Annotated in this window: 9 protein-coding genes; all 9 read right to left on the bottom strand. The window is 65.6% G+C overall.

The features are described 5' to 3' along the window. Positions 1 to 5 precede the first annotated feature (5 nt). A complete protein-coding gene (locus VNH11_03935; GenBank protein ID HVA45514.1) occupies positions 6 to 1277 on the bottom strand; it encodes a TIGR03087 family PEP-CTERM/XrtA system glycosyltransferase in 1272 nt (423 codons plus the stop codon). A gap of 3 nt (positions 1278 to 1280) precedes the next feature. Further along, positions 1281 to 2174 (bottom strand): XrtA system polysaccharide deacetylase, encoded by an 894-nt coding sequence (locus tag VNH11_03930; protein ID HVA45513.1) that lies wholly within the window; start codon positions 2172 to 2174, stop codon positions 1281 to 1283. Positions 2175 to 2192: 18 nt separating this feature from the next. Beyond that, complete coding sequence (locus tag VNH11_03925; protein HVA45512.1) at positions 2193 to 3101, bottom strand: sugar transferase; 909 nt, start codon at positions 3099 to 3101, stop codon at positions 2193 to 2195. Positions 3102 to 3194: 93 nt separating this feature from the next. After that, positions 3195 to 3884: an exosortase-associated EpsI family protein gene (locus VNH11_03920; protein HVA45511.1), complete on the bottom strand. Its 690-nt coding sequence runs from the start codon at positions 3882 to 3884 to the stop codon at positions 3195 to 3197. Positions 3885 to 3921: 37 nt separating this feature from the next. Further along, the gene (locus VNH11_03915) at positions 3922 to 8364 is read right to left on the bottom strand and encodes a tetratricopeptide repeat protein (GenBank protein HVA45510.1); all 4443 of its coding nucleotides are present in this window, start codon (positions 8362 to 8364) and stop codon (positions 3922 to 3924) included. Positions 8365 to 8382: 18 nt separating this feature from the next. Then, positions 8383 to 10650 (bottom strand): polysaccharide biosynthesis tyrosine autokinase, encoded by a 2268-nt coding sequence (locus VNH11_03910; protein HVA45509.1) that lies wholly within the window; start codon positions 10648 to 10650, stop codon positions 8383 to 8385. 133 nt (positions 10651 to 10783) lie between these two features. After that, positions 10784 to 11815, bottom strand: a complete 1032-nt coding sequence (locus tag VNH11_03905) for an exosortase/archaeosortase family protein (protein HVA45508.1) — start codon at positions 11813 to 11815, stop codon at positions 10784 to 10786. A 544-nt stretch (positions 11816 to 12359) separates the two neighbouring features. Then, positions 12360 to 16241, bottom strand: a complete 3882-nt coding sequence (locus VNH11_03900; GenBank protein ID HVA45507.1) for a VanZ family protein — start codon at positions 16239 to 16241, stop codon at positions 12360 to 12362. Further along, entirely contained in the window at positions 16238 to 16969 is a 732-nt protein-coding gene (locus VNH11_03895) for a DUF4058 family protein (GenBank protein ID HVA45506.1), read from the bottom strand. Before VNH11_03895 ends, VNH11_03900 begins: the two co-directional genes overlap by 4 nt. Positions 16970 to 17530: the final 561 nt, after the last annotated feature.

The raw sequence follows: 17530 nt of genomic DNA, 5'->3' as shown, positions 1-17530 counted from the left end.
GGGGGTCAGGGTTCAGGGTTCATCGCTACGGCGAGAGCTTCCGCCCGGCGGGTGGCAAGCTCCGGAACGCCACAGAGGGCGTTCCCGACAGAGGCATCGAGGCGGAGCAGGTCCGCCAGCGGGGCGAGCCGGGCGGACCAGGTGTGGTGCTCTTCGACAAAGGCCTGGCCGGCCGCGGCCAGGCGGTCGCGCTCGGCGGGGTCGTCGAACAAGAGCGAAATGGCGGCCAGCCACTCGTCGGGCGTGTCGGCCCGCAGAACGTGCTCGCCCGGAACCAGGTCGAAGCCCTCCAGGGCGGCGCTCGAGGAGATCACCGGCTTGCCCAGGGCGGCTCCTTCCAGCACCTTGTTTTGGATGCCGCGGGCCACTCGCAAGGGCGCGATGGCCACGGTGGCGGCGACCACGAACGGCCGGATGTCGGGCACCTGGCCCACCAGCTCGACGCCCGGCAGCGAGGCCAGCTCGCGAACGGCGGAGAGCGGATTGCGGCCGACCAGCGAGACGACGGCTTGCGGATAACGGGCACGGACGCGCGGCAAGACCTGGCGGCAAAACCAGGTGACGCCGTCGATGTTCGCCCGATAGTCGAGAGCGCCGACGAACACGAGAGATTTTGGATTTTGGATTTTGGATTTTGGATTGTGGAAGTAATCGAGATCGACGCCGTTGGCGATGGCATGCACGTTGGCCATCGGACAAAAGCGATGCAGCAGCCCGGCTTCGGGTTGGCTGACGACGAGGAGCGCTTCGGTTTGATGAGCAAGATTCATTTCGAGCTTTCGCACGCGGCGGCCTTCGAGCGCGAACAGCCGGCGTTTGAGGCCGCGGGCCGTGGCGGCGTAGTCGAACCACTTCTGACTGTCGACATCCACCAGGTCGCAGAACTTCGCCACGCCCGACAACGCCGGCAGGTCGAGATAGGGAGCCATGCTCGAACAGAAGGCCACCACGCGGTTGTAGCGCGTTTCGCTCGCCCAGTCGGTCAGGGTCCGCACAAGCTGCCGCGAATGAAACAGACCCTCCGTCGCCGAGCGTCCGCGGGCCAACGAGCGGGCGGCGTGAAACCAGCGAACACGGCGGTCGAGCGGCACGATGGCCACGCGCCGGCAGACGGCCGCCAGCGCCCGGCGCTGTTCGTCGGTCACCGGCTCGTCGGCCAGGCAAGCCACGTCGACTCGGGCATGCTCGGCCAAGAACCGCAGCAGGTGCCAAGAACGAATGCGGTCGCCCCGGTCGGGCGGGTAAGGCAGTCGATGGACGAGGTAAAGCAGGTTCACAATTCACGGAGCGCCACAGAGGGCGCTCCCTACAGACTCATGGGCGTGTTGAGCGATGACGTCCGAGACACGGCCGAAGCGGAAGCGGGCCAACAGGCGGTCGAGCTTGGCTTCGGTCGAGGCCAGGTTCACGCGGTGCCGCAGTCGCGAGAGCCGCGTGCCGGCCGGCAAACGAGGCTGACCGGGATCGACTTCCCAGGGATGAACATAAAACATGAACGGCCGCCCGGCATGGTTGATTCGTTCGAGGCAGCGGATCGTCAGCGACAATGGATAAAGCCGGAAATAGCCGCCGCCCGACACCGGCAAATTCACGCCGCTCACGCGCGACACCGAGGGCGGAAACTCCCACAGCGGGCCGGCCGGCGTGTCGAGGCGATGAATGTGCCGCTGGGCGCCGGGCACCCCGTAGCGATCGTGGTGAATCGGAAAGACGCTCGAATCGCAAGTGATGCCGTGCTCGGCCAGGATGTCCAGCGCCCACAGCGAGCGGCGGGTGATGGAAAAGCTGGGTGCCCGATAGTTCGCCACGGCCTGACCGGTGATGCCTTCGAGAATGCGGAGCGACAAGACGAGATCCTCGCGGAACTCGTCGGGCGACAGGTGGTAAACCAAGCGGTGCCAGTAGCTGTGCGAGCCGAGCTCGTGCCCGGCCGATTGAATCTCGCGGACCAGTTCGGGGAAGCGTTCGGCAACCCAGCCCAGCACGTAGAACGTGGCCCGCGTGTTGTGCCGGGCAAGCAGATCGAGCAGGCGATAGGTGCCACGGGCGACCCGGCTTTCGAACGTCGACCAGTCGTCGCGGCGGATGTGCCGCTCGAAGGCGGTGACCTGGAAGTAATCTTCCACGTCGACGGTGAAGGCGTTTTGCAGCATGGGGGGAATGGCGAATTGCAAAATGCAAATGATGAATTGTTATCTTGGGCGGCGGCGGGCGGCGGCGGGCACTTCGTCCGACCAGGGGCCGGCGTGTCCGTTGTGGCCGTTGGCCGCTGGATGGACATGGCCGTTCGTCTTGGCCAGCAGGCTGGCGGCAACCAAGTCGACGGTGGGCGACTCGTCGTCCGTGGCCATGGTCGCCGTCCCGGCGTCAAAGGCCGCGGGGGCCGGCAGGTAGGCGATTCGCTGCAGGCCGAACAAACGCGTGACGCGCGGTCCCTTGACCGCGAACAAGCGGGCACACGTGCAGGCGAAAATTCGCAGGTCGAGCCACAAGCTTCCCTCGCGAACATAGGCCAGGTCCAAAATCAGTTTGCGCCGCACGCTGTCGAGATTGGTATCGGGCGGCAGGTTGATTTGGGCCAGGCCGGTGACACCCGGAAGCACCAGCAGCCGGTCGAGATAGCCCGGAACGTCGAGGGCGAGCTTTTGCGTGAATTCAGGGCGTTCGGGCCGGGGGCCGATGAGTGCCATTTCGCCCTTGACGACGTTGATGAGCTGCGGGAGCTCATCGAGGTGCAGGCGGCGAATCCAACGGCCGACGCTCGTGATCCGCGGATCGTTCTGTTGGGTCCAGACCGGGCCGCTGGCCGCTTCGGCATCGATCCGCATGGTGCGGATTTTGTACATCACGAAGATGCGGCCGTGAAGACCGACGCGTGTTTGCCGGAAAACGGCGGGGCCGCGAGAAGTCAGGCGGACGACGAGCATGGTCGCCAAAATGATCGGCCAGCCGGCGGCCAACAGCAGCCACGCCGCGAGGCGATCGACCGCCCCCTTGCGGCACAGGTAGGCCGTGGGTGCAAGCCGCCCGCCAGCGTCGTTGTCGGCTGTGCGATCGAGCAATTCTCGCTCAACCGCCTCACTACGAAGGGCGTAACTCATGGATGCTGGCTCCCGTGCTTTCTAAAGGAAACAGGCAAGGAAAAAGGGACGGGCGAACGATGTGTTGGCGACGACTTCCACCGGCCGGCGTGCTTACCGCGACGGCCCACGCAGAATCTGGGCATCGACCAGCGGCAGCAACTCTTCCAAAAACTGCTGATAGGCCGGCGGACCGTCCTCGTCGTTGTCTTCGTCGTAAACCGAGGCCGCCTGCAACTTGTACAGCAGCCGATGACCCACAAACTCGAAGCGTGGCCGATCGGCCGCCACCCAGCCGTGGCCCGTGCTCCAACCGTAGATCACGTGCATCGCCCCGCCGCGCAAGGTGCGGGCGCGGAAATCGGCTTTCCAAAACGTGCCGCCGCCACGGGCAGGCGAAAGCAGCTCGATCCGCGTGCGCGGGCCGATTTGCTCAAAATCTTGACTGCTGTAGCAAACGTCCGGCGTATGGACCGACGTCGGTCCCGGCGGCCCGACGTGCAGGCCGACGCGAACCACGGCGCCGGTTTGCTGATGGCGATAGGTACACGACCGGCTTCCCGCGCATTCCAGCATCTCGGCCACGACGGGAATAAACGGCTCCGCGGTTTCCAGCCGCCAGGGACCGACCTGTTTGGGAAAGTTGGCAACCCGTTCGCCGGCCGCCGACAAGTTTGCCGGCGTGCCCCAGCGGTTGTTAAACGCCCCGGCAACGGCGCCCGAGGCGATGGTCAGCGCGATCAACAAGACGTAAGGAATTTGCCGGCGCGGGAGAAGCATCATGTGCGAGGCGTTTGAGTTCATGTCGGCTGGGAACAGGGGTGCGACCGCGGTCGCCGGTTCATTGCAAAGCCGTTTCGAGCCTGGTCAGGGCCGACTTTTCGTCGGGCGGCAGCACGGCCGAAGCCAGACCGCCTTGGCGCGCCTGCGCCAGCGACTTGCGTGCCGCCTCGAGCTTGCCCTGAAGCTGATAGGTCAGCGCGAGATGGAAATGGTAACGCGCGTCGCCGGGCGCGCTCGACAGCGCTTCCTGGAAGGCGTCCAGCGCCTCGGCCAGCTTGTGCTGCTGCATCAGCACCCAACCTTTGGAATCGAGCAACTCGGGATTCATGCCCGCGATCGCGATCGCACGGTCCATCAGGTCGGCGGCTTCCTCGCGCCCATCGGGCTTGAGCGACAGGATAAACGCCAGGTTGTTCATGGCGGGCAAGTGGCGCGGCCGCAACTTGAGCGTCTTGCGCAACAGATCGATCGCCTCGTCGTTGCGGCCGTCCATCAGGTATTTGATCGACATGCTGAACAGCAACTCCGGTTGGTCGGCGTGCTCTGCGAGGGCGCGCTCGAAAACCGGCCCGGCGGCCCGCTCGTCTTCTTCCGTCGGCCTGCCCACCGCCAGCACGTTGCTGAGCAACATGGCCGGCAACGGCGACGAGTCGTTCTGGGCCATTTCCAGGCAGAGCCGAATGGCCTCGCTCGTTCGTCCCTGTTTGTTCAGCCAGGACACCAGATCGCGGGTGGCCGAGGCATCGATTTCGATCGCCCGGCGATACGTTTGCTCGGCCGCTTCGGCCATGCCGACGGCGGCGTACAACTCGGCGGCCGCGACCACCGCCTTGGCCTGTTTCGGTTTTTCGGGCAAGGCCGCCAGGCGATCTTCGAGGAACGATTCGATTCGCGGCCCGATGTCGGTTGCCCGGTCCTGGTCCTTGAGCCAGCGCACCCGCAACGACAGCGTGCGCAAGCTGCTCGTTTCGGGTTCGGTCCGCGCCAACTCGTCGAGCCGGCCGGCGGCTTCGGCCGACCGTCCCGAGCGCAACAGGTTGTCGATATAAGCCGCCAGATGTTCGGGCGCGGGACGCTCGATGTTCACCAGCAGCTTCAACTGTTCGCGGGCTTCGGCCATCTTGCCTTGGGCCTCGTAGAGCCGGGCCAGCAGCAAACGGTCGATCGGCGCCGCCCGCTTGGAATCACCGGCCAGCGCTTCGAGCAATTGCTGGGCGTGCTGACGGTAGTCTGTGCCGCCGCGTTTCAGCAACAGGATCGCGTGCAGGCGCTTGTCGGCCGGCTCGATCAGCTCGTCGGCCTGGCCCTCGCCGAGCAGCTTCCAGGCGGTATCGAGGTTCTCTTGTGTTTCGCCGGTCGAGGTCAGCAGGTTGGCGAGCAACCGCGTCGTGACGTGATCGTTCGGGTCGATGTCGTGCGCGCGGCGCAGGCATTTTTCGGCAAGCTGCCGGTCTCGGGTATAAAAGTAGGTGCCCGCCTGCTTGTGTACGGCGGCCCGCTCGGGCGCGGCCTCGATCGCTTCCAGATAGTGCGACTTCGCCTGCTCGTGATCGCCGAGCGCCGCGTAGCCTTGGGCCAGAAAGAACGCCTTCACATCGCCCGTGAGCGACTCGGTTTGCTGGACCTCGTCGAGCAGCTTCGCCGCCGCTTCCGTTTGCCGGCTACTGATGTAAAACGACAGCAAGGCGGCCCAGTTGCGCGAGTCGTCAGCCGCGAGATCTCGCGCCCGCTTCAGTTCGACTTCGGCTTCCGCCAGCTTCGCCTCGTCGGCGGCCTCGGCCTTTGCCGACGCGTCGCGCTGGTTGGCCTCGCCGGCCAGCAGCATGCCCAAGCGCAAATGACGCACGGCGTCGTTCGGCTCTTTGGCGATCTGCTCGCGGGCCATCGCAATCGCGCTCGAGACGTTGCCTCGCCGAATGTCGATGGCCATGGCGAGCGGGGTCATTTCTTGGGGCAAGAGATTCGCATCGCGCAACTGGCTGAGGTAGCCGTCGGCTTCGGCAATCCGGTTCTGGCGGTAAAGCAGAAGGATCAGCGCGTCATAGATCGGCACCGACTTCAAGCCCAGGCGAATGGCCTGCGTGTAGGCCTGAATGGCCGTCGCCTCGTCGCGCACCAGCCCCGCTTCGAGCAGCCTGGCCTTCAGCAAGTATCCTGGCGCCCAGCCGGGCCTGAGCGTTTCCACCTGTTGCTGCAACTCCACGGCCTGCTGAAGCAGCTTTTTGGCGGCCGCCGAATCGTCTTTGGCGAGCTTGCCGGCCTGGGCCAGCAGTTGCTGGGCGCGATAGTAGCGCCAGTTGGTTCCATCCGGGCCTTCACGTGCCTCCAGATCCCGATTGCAGGTCACGGCGTCTTCGATGTTGCCCGATTGCAGGGCCAGCTCGGCCAGGAACTGCAGCGGCCGCGGGTCGTCTTTGTCATCGGCGGCCAGGCTTGCCAGCAACGGCCGGGCCTGCTCCACCTTGCCGTCGGCCAGATACATCACGGCCAGCCGGAACTGCACATCGCGGCGCGCCGCCCCGGAGGTCGTCGGCAAGACATCGGTGAGCAGGCGGAACGCCTCGTCGTGCCGGTTTCGCCGGAACTGTACTTCGGCGGCCAGCAAGCGGTAGTCGAGCGGGTCTTTGGCGACCGTGCGGAACCGCTCGAGCAAACGGTCGGCGTCGTTCGATCGCTCCCAACGCTCGTAATCGAATGCGAGCCGCCGTGTAAGGTCTTTGTTTTCGAGCAACGCTTCCTCGATGCCCTGCACACGTTCGACCACCTGATCGACCAGCCCGTTCAACGCCTGATACTCGCTGTCGACGAGCGTCAGCAAGGCGGGTTCTGCGACTTCGCGCTCGGCGAAATCGGCTTTCGCCAGGGCCAGTTCGGCGCTCAACCTTTCCCAATTGCGTTGGGCCGACGGCGTGGTGAGCTGGCGGAGGTATTCGGCATTGGCCAGTGCCACCCGGACGCCCGAGGCGATGCCCTTCAGCGTCAGCGTTTCGTCGTATTGTCGGACGGCTTCATCGAAGCGGCCTGCTGCTTCCCAGGCCACGGCGGCCAACAGCCGCGGACCGGCGTCGCGCGGCAGCAAATCAGCCGCCCGCTGATAGGCCAGCGCCGCCTGGTCGGCCTGGCCCAACGCCGTGTAACATTGAGCCATCCGCGTTTCGACCTGGGCGATCGACGCGGCCCGCCTGAGCGACTCGGCCCCGGCCTGACGCAGCTTCAACGATTGCTTCAACGAGGCCAGCGCCTGAGCGTACCGCTTGTTTCCGATGGCCGCGTCGGCGCGCAAAAGATGAATCGTTCCTTGCAGCTCGGCCTGTTGCGGTCCCGTCAGCGGCGCGAGTTGCCGCTCGAGGCGCGCCAGGTCGGTTTCCGCCTGCTTCCAGCGCTCCAGTCGAACTTCGGCCGCGGCAATCAGAAGCTGCAACTCAATGTCGTTCGGCTCGGTCTTGGCCAGGCCCTCTTGCCAGGCCCCGACCGCCGGCTCGTCCTTCCCTTGAGCACTGTAGGCGTTGCCCAGTCCGAGATGGCCGCGTCGGTCGGCGGGCTCAAGCTCGACCGCGTCGCGAAAATGTTCCACAGCCCGCTGGTAGTCGCGGGCGCTCAGGGCCCGCTGACCGGCGGCCAGCCAGACCCCCAACGTCTTTTTGGGCTCGTCGGCCTGAACGGCCTGGTCGAGATCGGCGTCGGCTTCCGGGAGATTGAATTGCAGGCGGTAGAGATAGCGGTTCAGGAAGGCGTCCGCCTTCTGCTCCGATCTGGCAACCAGAGCGTCCATTGCCTCATCGGCCTTCTGCTCCAGTTCGGCTTTGCCGAGCGCCTTGGACGGCCGAACGTCGACGCGGTAAAAGACGGCCAGTGTCGTAGCCAACTCGCTGTCGTTGGGATTCTTGGCGATCGCCGCCTGGAAGGCGTCGATGATCGTTTGCGGCGGCTCCACTTTTCGGGAGCGCCACTGGTGGTACTGTCCGAGCGCCCGCACGCGAAGGGCTTCCGGGTCGTCGGGCGTGTTCTGCAGCAGCTTTCGCGCTTGTTCGACCGCTGCCCGATAGTCGCCCGTTTCCAGCCGCAACGACATTTGGCGTCGTTGCAAGTCGTCGCGGTCGGGCGCCAAGGCGATGGCCAGGGCGTAGAGCTGCACGGCGCGGACCTTCTGCAGGGGCGCCTTGGCCCCGCGATAGAAGTCTTCGGCCCGCCGCACGATGGCCTCCAGGTCGTCGGGGCGAAGCTGCAAGTAGCGGTGCAGCTCCTCGGCGGCTTCCATCCATTCGTCGCGCTCTTCGTGCCGGCCGGCCAGGGCCAGCAGCGCCGACGCATTCCGCTCGACCTGATAAGCGTGCCAGAAATAAAGCGCCGGAGCGACCACCGCCAGCACGGCGGCAGTCACGCCCAGCAGGCGAAAGTTCAGCACCCAGCGCTTGCCCGACCGGGCCTTGGCAGCCGTTGCGGGTCGAGGGGCGGTCGCTTTCAGCCGCTTCTGCACTTCAACTTTTGAGTCGGTAGTCACGTGACTTCGAACAGACGCCTAGGAGTGACCGTTCATCGGACCGTTGCCGTTGCCATCGGCACCGTGCGGGTCGTCCGCGCCCACGATGCCGTCCCGCAAATCCTCGATTTCGGGCGTCAGCCGCTGGCCGTCGGCATAGAACGACCGAAACGACTCGGCATACCGTTCCCAGCCGTACCCATAGCCACCGTAACGCTGGGCCCACGACCGGGTGGGCACTCCGCTGATGACGGCGCCCAACACGCGGGCGCCGGCGCTTACCAGCCGGTCTTTGGCCGAGCGCAAATGAAAGCTGCGGCTGTAGTCGCACCGCGAGCAGATCAGCACGGCGTCGCAGGCGTGGGCCAGCACCACCGCTTCGCTGGCCGAGAGCACGGGCGGCGAATCGACGATCACATAGCGGTATTTCGTCTGCAGGCCGGCCAGCAACGACTGGAACGCTCCGTTGCGAAGCAAGAAGTGCGGACTGTTCTTCAACTTGCCGGCCGGCAGCATATCGACGTGTTCGATTTCCGTCTTGACAATCGCCGTTTCCAGCGGGCAGGTGTCGTCGAGCACCTGGGCCAGCCCCGGACGGAGCGAAACGCCGAAGATCTCGTGTACGTCGGGGTCGCGCATGTCGCCGTCGATGATCAACAGCGGCGCGTGGGTCGCGCGGGCCAGGCTGATCGCGAGCGACGCCGCCAAGTTGGTCTTTCCCTCGCCGCTGACGGCGCTGGTCACGAGCAACGTGGTCAGCCGTTCGGCCTCGGGCAAGTGCATCAAGGTGACGCGCAAGGCATCGACGCTCTCCTCGAACGTCACCCGTTCGCGGACGTAACCGGCCGAATGCGTCGTGCCCGTCATCCGCCGGGTGGGCAACGAGGCCACTTCACCGAGCACCAGCAGGTTGGCGTCGGCGGACAAGCGCTCGCCGTCGGAAACCCGGCGGGCCAGGCGTTCCCACAAGAAGGCGATGCCGAAGGGGACGAAAAACGCGCCGAAACCGGCGATGAAGAGCTTGCGATAGGGGATTTTTTCGACCGGCTCTTTGGGAGGCTTGGCCGCGTGCTGCTTGGTGGCCCGCGCGGGCCGGACCTTTTCGGTCTTCAAGGCCACGATGCGCTCGGCAATTCGGGAGTGGACTTCCTCGGAGCGCTCCAAGTCGTCTTGGGCGAACTGCAGGTCGAGCCGCTCGCTGCCGTGGCTCTCCATCTCCTTGCGCTCCTTCTGCGCCTTCTCGTCCCATTGGGCCATCATCCGTTTTTGCACTTCGAGCTTGACCTGCAACTCGTGAATCTTTTCCACTTGATCGGCCAAAAGCTGCCGCTCCAATTCCTTGGCCACCGAGGGCTTCAGCTTTTCAACTTGGGTCTCAAGGACTTCCCGCGCTTTCTGCAGCTCCTTGGTCTTGTTGACAAGCGCGTCTTTGTAACCAGGCGCGGCGGCATTCTTCCTCATCGCCACCAACTGTTCGAGCCCGGCCACTTGCTGGCTGAGATGATTGATCGCGGGATGCTCGAACAACGCCCGTTGCAGCTCTTCGGGCGGAATCTCCACCTTGTCGGCGGCGACAGCCTCTTGATAGACCTTCAACTGGGCCGACAGCACCTCGCACTCCACCTCGGCGGCGATGCGGCGATCTTCGGCGTCGGCCAACGGGTTCTGGCGAATGATCAGGCTGCTCTCGCCGCGCAGCATGAGCGGCTCGCGCCCGGTCGTTTTTTTCAGCAACGCTCGCACGCGTTCGCGCAGGCCTTCCACCTCCGACTGGCGCTCGCGCTGCTGATCGGCCAGCAAGGAGATGATGCGGTCGGCTTGCTCGCCTTCGCGGTCCTGGTGCAGCGCCAAGTATTCGTCGACCACCGCGTTGACGACCATCGCCGCCACCTCGGGGCGCTCCGATCGAAAGGTCACCTGGCACAAGTCCGACTGGCCCACAAAACGCACGTCCAGCTTCTTGGCCAGCCACTGGTCGACCTCGCCGATCTCCTTGGCCTCCGGCTGGCTGGCGATCTCCGGCTGCGCCGCCACGCGAGAAAGAACGATCGGGCTGCGCAGCGTCTCCAACTGCGTCCAGGCGAACGAGTAGGAATTCGACTGTTGCGGAAAGGCGATGTATTCGGGATCCGACTTGATGAGCAACAGCGCCAGTCCTTCGTAGACCGGCTTGAAGGTGCTCCAGACCACGCCGCCGGCCACCGCCGCCAGCACGATGCCCGCCAGCGTACACTGCCACCACCAGCGGCGCAGCACGGCGAGCACTTCCGCCACCGTGATCATTTTGACGCCGCCTTCGGCCGTCATGGGCGACCGGTCTGGTTCCGGGCCCGACGGCATCCGATTTGGCAGTAGAGGATTCGACATGGTTTGTTCGCCGGAGAGTCGGCCGCGGCCGCTGAGGCCGAAAATGCCGCTCCGCGTAGCTTCTCGCTTGGTTTTAAGTTACGGGCGTTGGGTTGGCGGCGCCCTCGCGGAGCAAGTCGCCCGCGGTCAATGTTTCGACCTGCAACACCAGCTTGTCGACATACCACACCACGAAGGCCAACATCGCGGCCGCGATGGGCAGCATCAGCCAGCCGGCCAGGTCGTGCGAAAAGCGATGCGCCGCCTCGCCCGACACCATCACGTGCAACAGCCCGGTGAGCGTGATTCGCAAGGCGTTGGCGGCCACGGCCACCGGGGCCACCGCCACGAACAACGCGCACTTGGTCCACAACGGCTTCTTGATCAGCGCGGCGTAGAGATAGGCCAGCGCCAGGATGGAAACAAAAATCCGCAGTCCGCTGCAGGCTTCGACAATGTTCAGCCGCACCTCGCCGATGCTCACCACGTTGGCCTCCTGCAAGGCCGGCTGGGCCAGGCTCTGCAGCAACCAGCAGCTTGCCCGCGTGGCCACGCGCTGCAAGGGATAGCTCAGCAGGTGCTCGGCATGGAAGGGCAAGGGAATCATGAAGGCCAGAAATCCCACCGCGGGCAACGACCACCAGCACACCCGCCGGCCGCCCAACAGCCAGAACGCTCCCGCCACCCAAAGCGGAATCGACCAGGCCTCGACGGCGTCGATATAGAAAGCACTGCCCGCGGTCCGCACTGCCAGCGACAGGCCGACGAGCAGCAAGCCGCCCCAGGCAAAGGACCGCGAGCGGCCGGGCAAGTCTGCCCGGCGCGACCAGAGCAGGTAGCCGGCCACCGGGACGACGAACCAGCCGTGCGAATAGTCGGGCTGATGGTTCCAGGCGGTCACCAGTTCGCCCAGGACCTGCCAATAGGACCAGGCGAAAAGGGCGATCAACAGGGCGATTGCGGTCCGCACCGGCCAGGTGAAAACAAACGGCGACGAGTCGAGCTGCTCCGCCGCAACGGCGGCCGCCGACTTGCTGGCCCTTTCGCCGTGGGCGCCGTGCCCGTTAAAACCGGCATGGACCGCGCCGCGGTTCTTGGCGCCCTTACGTGTGCGATGGCGTCGCATGGAGTGAGGAAATAACGAACAAAGATTCGTACAGCCGATGCCGAGCTCGGTGAAACGGCGGCCGGTCTGTCGGACTTGAAACGAAGAGAAGGGAACCGAGATTTGGCGCGTCTACCACGGAGGAGCGAATGATTTGCCGCGCCCGGCGCGGACTCCGTCCCCGTGGGGTGCAGGTTGAACCTTTCACCCACTGCCTCGCGGACCGGAAAGGCACCCACTCTTCGCCCTGGCAAGAGCGAGAAGTTTTACGCGGAGCGTTTTCCCAAAATCCGTCGGCGGCACTTGCTTCAACCGGCCGGCGAAAACTCGCCGATTCGACCAAAGACTTTCGCTGGCATTGCCGGGCATCCATCGGTCAGTCAAGGATGCCGCAACAAGCCGATTCGTACTAAGTTTCCCAAGTTAGTTGACCGTTTCCATTTGTCAAGGGGTTGCCCTTTCTCAAGGTAGCGGCACCCTTGGACCGGAGTAGATCATAGCCGCAAAATCGGTCATGTCGATACGCGCACAGGCGTAATTTAGCTCTTTTGGTAGCCGCTCGCCGTCAGGGCGTTGCTTTGCCTCGGGTGCCGGCCCAGGCGAAAGCACCGCACACCATGCCCGCCGCTCCGCCCGCCAGGTGCAGCACGCCGACGGATTGGCTCAATGTCAGTAGCCGGCAGAACTCGATTGCCAGTAACCATGCCAATCCCCAGCCCAGCGCGGCCGCGCAGCCGCGCACCGGCCGACCGCGCGGTGTCGCGACGGTGCGCAGCAGGAACCCGATGGGAGCCATCAGCAGCAGCGATGCCATGAAGACCGACAACCAGCCGGGACGCGACCAATCGGCCAGGTCCAGGCGGCCGTCGCGCAACTTGCCGGCCAGATCGCTGGGACTGATGGTGAAGTCGAACGGCCAGGCGGCATAGACGAGCACCGCCGCCGCGTAGCAAGCGAGCAGCTTTTCGCTCCGGCATAAAGGCCTGCGCGTGGCCAACACGGACGATGCCATTGCCACGAGCCGGTCTCCGACCAAGAGGAAAACGACGACGCCCAGCGCCGCGCCCAACGTTTCCGCGGCCACGTCGTTCGGATTGACGGTCCGCGACGGGAACCAGACCTGGGCCAGCTCGATCGAGGCGCTGAACAACAGGCAACCGATCACAACCAGGAAACTCGTGGCCGCGCGGCGGGCAAATCGCCTTCGCGCGCCACAACAGGCCGCCATGGCCAAGAAGCCAAGGGGCACGAACAAGAGCACGTTCGACAACCAGTCGGCGCGGTCGCTGAACTCAATGGCCCGCCCCATCTCGCGCCCGTAGATCGACAGGGCCGCATCGACACTCGCGGCCTGAAAGGAGAAAGGCGTCAAGGAGCCGGCGACCGTCAAGGCCGCGTAAAGGGCGAGCAGCAGCCACGCTCCGCCTGCCGCCTTTGGCCATGCTGATTCCCGCGCTGCGCCGGCGACGCCGCCTTCGGCCGGGCGGCATCGAGACGGGCTTCGCCAGGCGACGGGCATGCCCGATACGACGCGCGGCCACCGCAACGAAAAGTCGGCCAGCGGCTGGGCCAAGAAGTCGGGCAGCGGTAGACGAAGACGCTCGCGGTAGACGTGTGTCACCGGTACGGCCGACAACGTCAGACCCTGGGCCAGCAGCACATAGGTGACCGCCAACGACGGGTTTTCGAGAAACAGTCCGGTGACCACGTGCGCGGCGAGGCCGGCGAGCACGCCGCCGGCGAGACAACCTCGCCAGTCGTCGCGATATCGCCAGACGGTGGCGGCCAGCCGTAGGCTGGCCGACAGAATCAGCCCCAGATAAAGCGCCACGCCCACCAGTCCGGTTTCGGCCGCCATTTGCACGACGCCGTTGTGGGGGCCCATCGCCAGCAAATCTGGATCGTAGTTTTGAACCAGCAGGTCGAAATTGCCCGGCCCCACGCCGAGAACCGCGTGGTCGAGGGCCATGTGCCAGCCGGCGCCCCAAAGCCGCAATCGATAGTATGCGCTCTCTTGGAATTGTCCTTGCTGATAGATTCCCGTGAAGCGGTCCAGAAGGCCCGAGCTGGGCAGCCACGCCGCCAAGGCGACCGCCACGGGCGCCGCCAGCAAGAGAGCGCGCGTGCGATGCCGCGACGAGAGCAAGAGCACCGCCGCCGCAACGGGCAGGGCCACCATCGCCGCGCGGTTCTGAATATACCCGATCAGACAAACGAAGTGCGCCAGCAGCAGGTAACAGCCGAGCATGGCCAGCCTGGCCGGCGCCGTTTGGGCCGTCACCCACAACAGCGGGCAGACCATCGCCGCCACCATCGCCAGGTTCTGCTCGAGTCGGACGTGAGCGTGGAAAACGTAGACGCGGGCGACGAGCGACAACGCCAGCAAGAGCGTGGTCAGCCGCAACTCCGCCAGGCCGGCGCCGGCGTAAAACGTCACCAGGAAGAGGACCAGCACTTGCACGAACCGCGCCGCACGATGAACGAGGTTCGGCGTCACCGGCAAGCCGTCGAGCGTGGCGTTCAGCACCGACACGCCAATCCAGGCCATCATGCCCAGCAAGGCCCACACGACCGCCTCGCGTGGCGGACGCGGCCAGCGCCGTTGACGCACCAATCGCAGGATCAAGGCGGCGACTGCCAACAACACCAAATAGCCCATGATCCCGGAGTCCTCGATGCGGGCGGCCGCGGGGTCTTCCCGTTGCAGGCTGTACGATAAGACGAGATAGACCAACGGTCCGGCCATCGGGTAGAGCGGGGCTACGGTCATGACGGTCATTCCGGCGAACAACAGCAGTGCCGCGGCCTTGAACCCCGCCTGCTGGCCGGAAAGCATCGCATGCGTCACCCATCCGCCGACGATCGCCACGCTGGCCAAGTAGGCCCACCAGCCCGCGCGATCGATCGCCTTCAACGGCTGCCCGTTCGACGCGGATGGGTCGTCTGCCCCGACACCATGTGGGTTGCGGTCGGCAAGTCTCCAAACGACCATCGCCGCCGGGAGGGCCAGTAAGAGCAGCGCCAACGCCAACGCCCGCGGTATCTCCGCCCGGTTTTCGTCCGGCACGCGGTGATCGAGCGGTTGCGCAGGCTGGGAATCGTAGCTTGGCTCGTCGAGCGATTCACGGGCGACGTTCGCCGCCAGCGGGTCGTCGCGGGCCAGATCTGCCGCGCGCTTGTCCGCTGCGCGCTCGACGGGTGCCGCGGCAGCTTCGTCGGAGACGCCGCGCGCGGGTTCCGGCGTGCGGGGTTCGAGCGGGGGCGGGCTTTCCGTCTCGCTAGGCGGAAGCTCCTCTTGGCGACGCGCCGCCGGCATGGCCGGTTCCGCCGCATCCCTCGCCGCGGGCTTCAGCAGCCGCAGCCAGCTTGCCGCCGTGGGGTCGGCCGGCAGCGCTTCCGAGAGCGTCGCGTAGATGCTTTCGAGCCGCGTTCGCACGCCGGGACTGAGGTCCGGCAGCGCTCGAGGTTTTGTCAGGGACAAGTCGTCGGCGACCAGCGCCATGGCGAGGGCGTTGACGGGATCGAAGTGCAAGGCGGAACGCGGCTGCGCGGGTGTCGGGTCGAGGGCCGAGCGCATCAGGGAATCGGGTTCGGGACTGTGCGCGGCGCCGAGGTAATGTCCCAAGGCGTGCAACAGCGCTTCCAGCCGCTCATGTTGCGGCGTCGGTTGCGGACCTTCGCGGATCAACAGGTGCGAGGCCAGCGGCGCGGTCGCCGGCGGGCCGGCGCAAGGCGCTGCGCGATCGGGCCGCGTGGTGAAGCCGATGACGAGTTCGCCCGGCTGCGCCGGCAGCGCGGAACGCAGATCGCGGAGCGCCTCGCCGTCGTCCGCCAGCGGTCGGTCCGGTCGCCACCGCTGGAAATCGACCGCTTCGAACGTCACGCCGCACTGCCGCGTCGTGATGCGGGCAGCGTCCCGCAGGCAGGCGCGCAGCCGCGCTTCCCAGACATCGGGCTGGTCCGTCCCGGAGGCGTCGCAAGCCAGCCTGACCGCGATCCGCGCGGCGCGCCGTTGTTCGGCGGGGCTGCCCGCGATGCTCGGCTTCGCCGCCTCGGCTGGACCGGGCCCGGTTTCGGTTTCGTCGTCCGGCGCGACGTCTTCCCCGACAAGCCCCACGTCTTCCCCGACAAGTTGGATGCGGTGCAGCTCGCGGCGGGCCAGACGACGGCTGTGGAGAAAGACGTAGGCACAGCCGCCGCGCAGGCGGTAGCCGTGGTTCGGTTCGTCGGCGAACCAGAACCCGGTTCCGGGGCCGGTCCTGAACGCCCCGAGTTCGCCCGGCGCAAGCTTGAGTGCGCGTTCTTCCGCCTGCTCCACCAGGATGAATTCGACTTCTCTCGGCGTGCGATTCGCGAACACAACCACCGCCGCGGAGCAGCGGGGCGACCAGCAAGCAACCATCAGCAGCGCCGCCAAAGCACTGCGCCACGGCTTGATTCGGTTCATCCGATCCTCAGGGCGCGGCAAGTCTCTTCGTAGTTGGCCTCCAGGTCGAGCGAGATGGCGAAGGTTGGCGTGAGCCAGATGGGCAACGACGGCAGGCTTTGGCCGACCGCCAGCGGATGATACCAGAGATCCATCAGGCGTCGGCGGTCTTCGTTGCGCAAGCGAAGTGTCGCCGCGTACACGGCCGGCGGTCCGTCGCCCAACGCCGGATCGACGCTTTCCATAAAACTCAGCAGCTCCGCATACAAGTTGAAATCGCCGGTGGTCTCGACATCGACGATCGACAGGCAGACATCGTGCTTGAGCAAGGCGGCGGCCCTCGACACAAAGGTGCCTCGCGTCTCGGGTCGGTCTTTGTTCGACGGGCTGACGATCTCCATGGCCGCCACCAACCGCCGGTTGCGTCGGCTGTCGTAGATGCGGACTTCGTACACGTCCTGGTTCGGCAACCGCGGCTCCAACGTCAGGGTCGGCTTCGGTGGCGCATACGCGGCGATGGCCACCCCACCGTTGCCGTCGTGCGGGCCGTCCGGCCCCGACGCGGGATCGCGGTAAGTTCCGACGTCGATTTCATAAAGCGTGCCGAGGTGAACCCCGGGCGCGGCAAAGTAAGGCTGCGGAAGGATCTCGTTGAGCTTGCGGACGATCGTCGCCGGCCACATTCCGTGGAGCTCATCCCAGGAATGCACGTCATCCAAGGGTGGGCGAAAGTGATCGCGCAGCGGCATAAAAGGTTCCCGTTTTGGGTTATTGTAGCACGACGTCGGAAAAAGCACGTCGCTCCGCCGCAAATCTCAGCACCCAAAGGGTGACCAAGCCCGCCCGCTCCGGGCCGGCGTCCGGGCCTCGACTGCGCGCAAGCGACACGCGTGTCGCGTCGGGGCCGCGTAGACAAGCGACGGGCACGTGAATCGAGCGTCGAGACGCTCGCGCACCACCGGCCCCGTGTGCGCGGTAAAGGCGCCGCGCGCGCGGCGCCTTTGTTTTGCGCCGTCTCGAAGGCCGGAACCAAAACCAGTCGCTCGCGCAAAACAAAAGCGACACGCGCGTGTCGCCTTTATTTTGCACGCCGTGTCGGCGTGACAGGGCACCCGCCCGTTTGGATCGACATAACATGTTAAACCATAAAAGTTTACATCGGAATGCCAGTGCTCGTTCGGTTCCCGCATTCCTCCGGCGCTCGCGGCAAAAAGCGTCCTGCGGTCGTCGTGCAGGCCGACGGCTACAATTCGTGCCTGCTTCTGGCTACCGTGGATGCCGAGCTGGTTGACCGGGTTGTCGGAACGTTG

This window comes from Pirellulales bacterium (genome assembly GCA_035533075.1).
Classification (GTDB): domain Bacteria; phylum Planctomycetota; class Planctomycetia; order Pirellulales; family JAICIG01; genus DASSFG01.
This window is presented reverse-complemented; position numbering and strand designations above follow the sequence as displayed.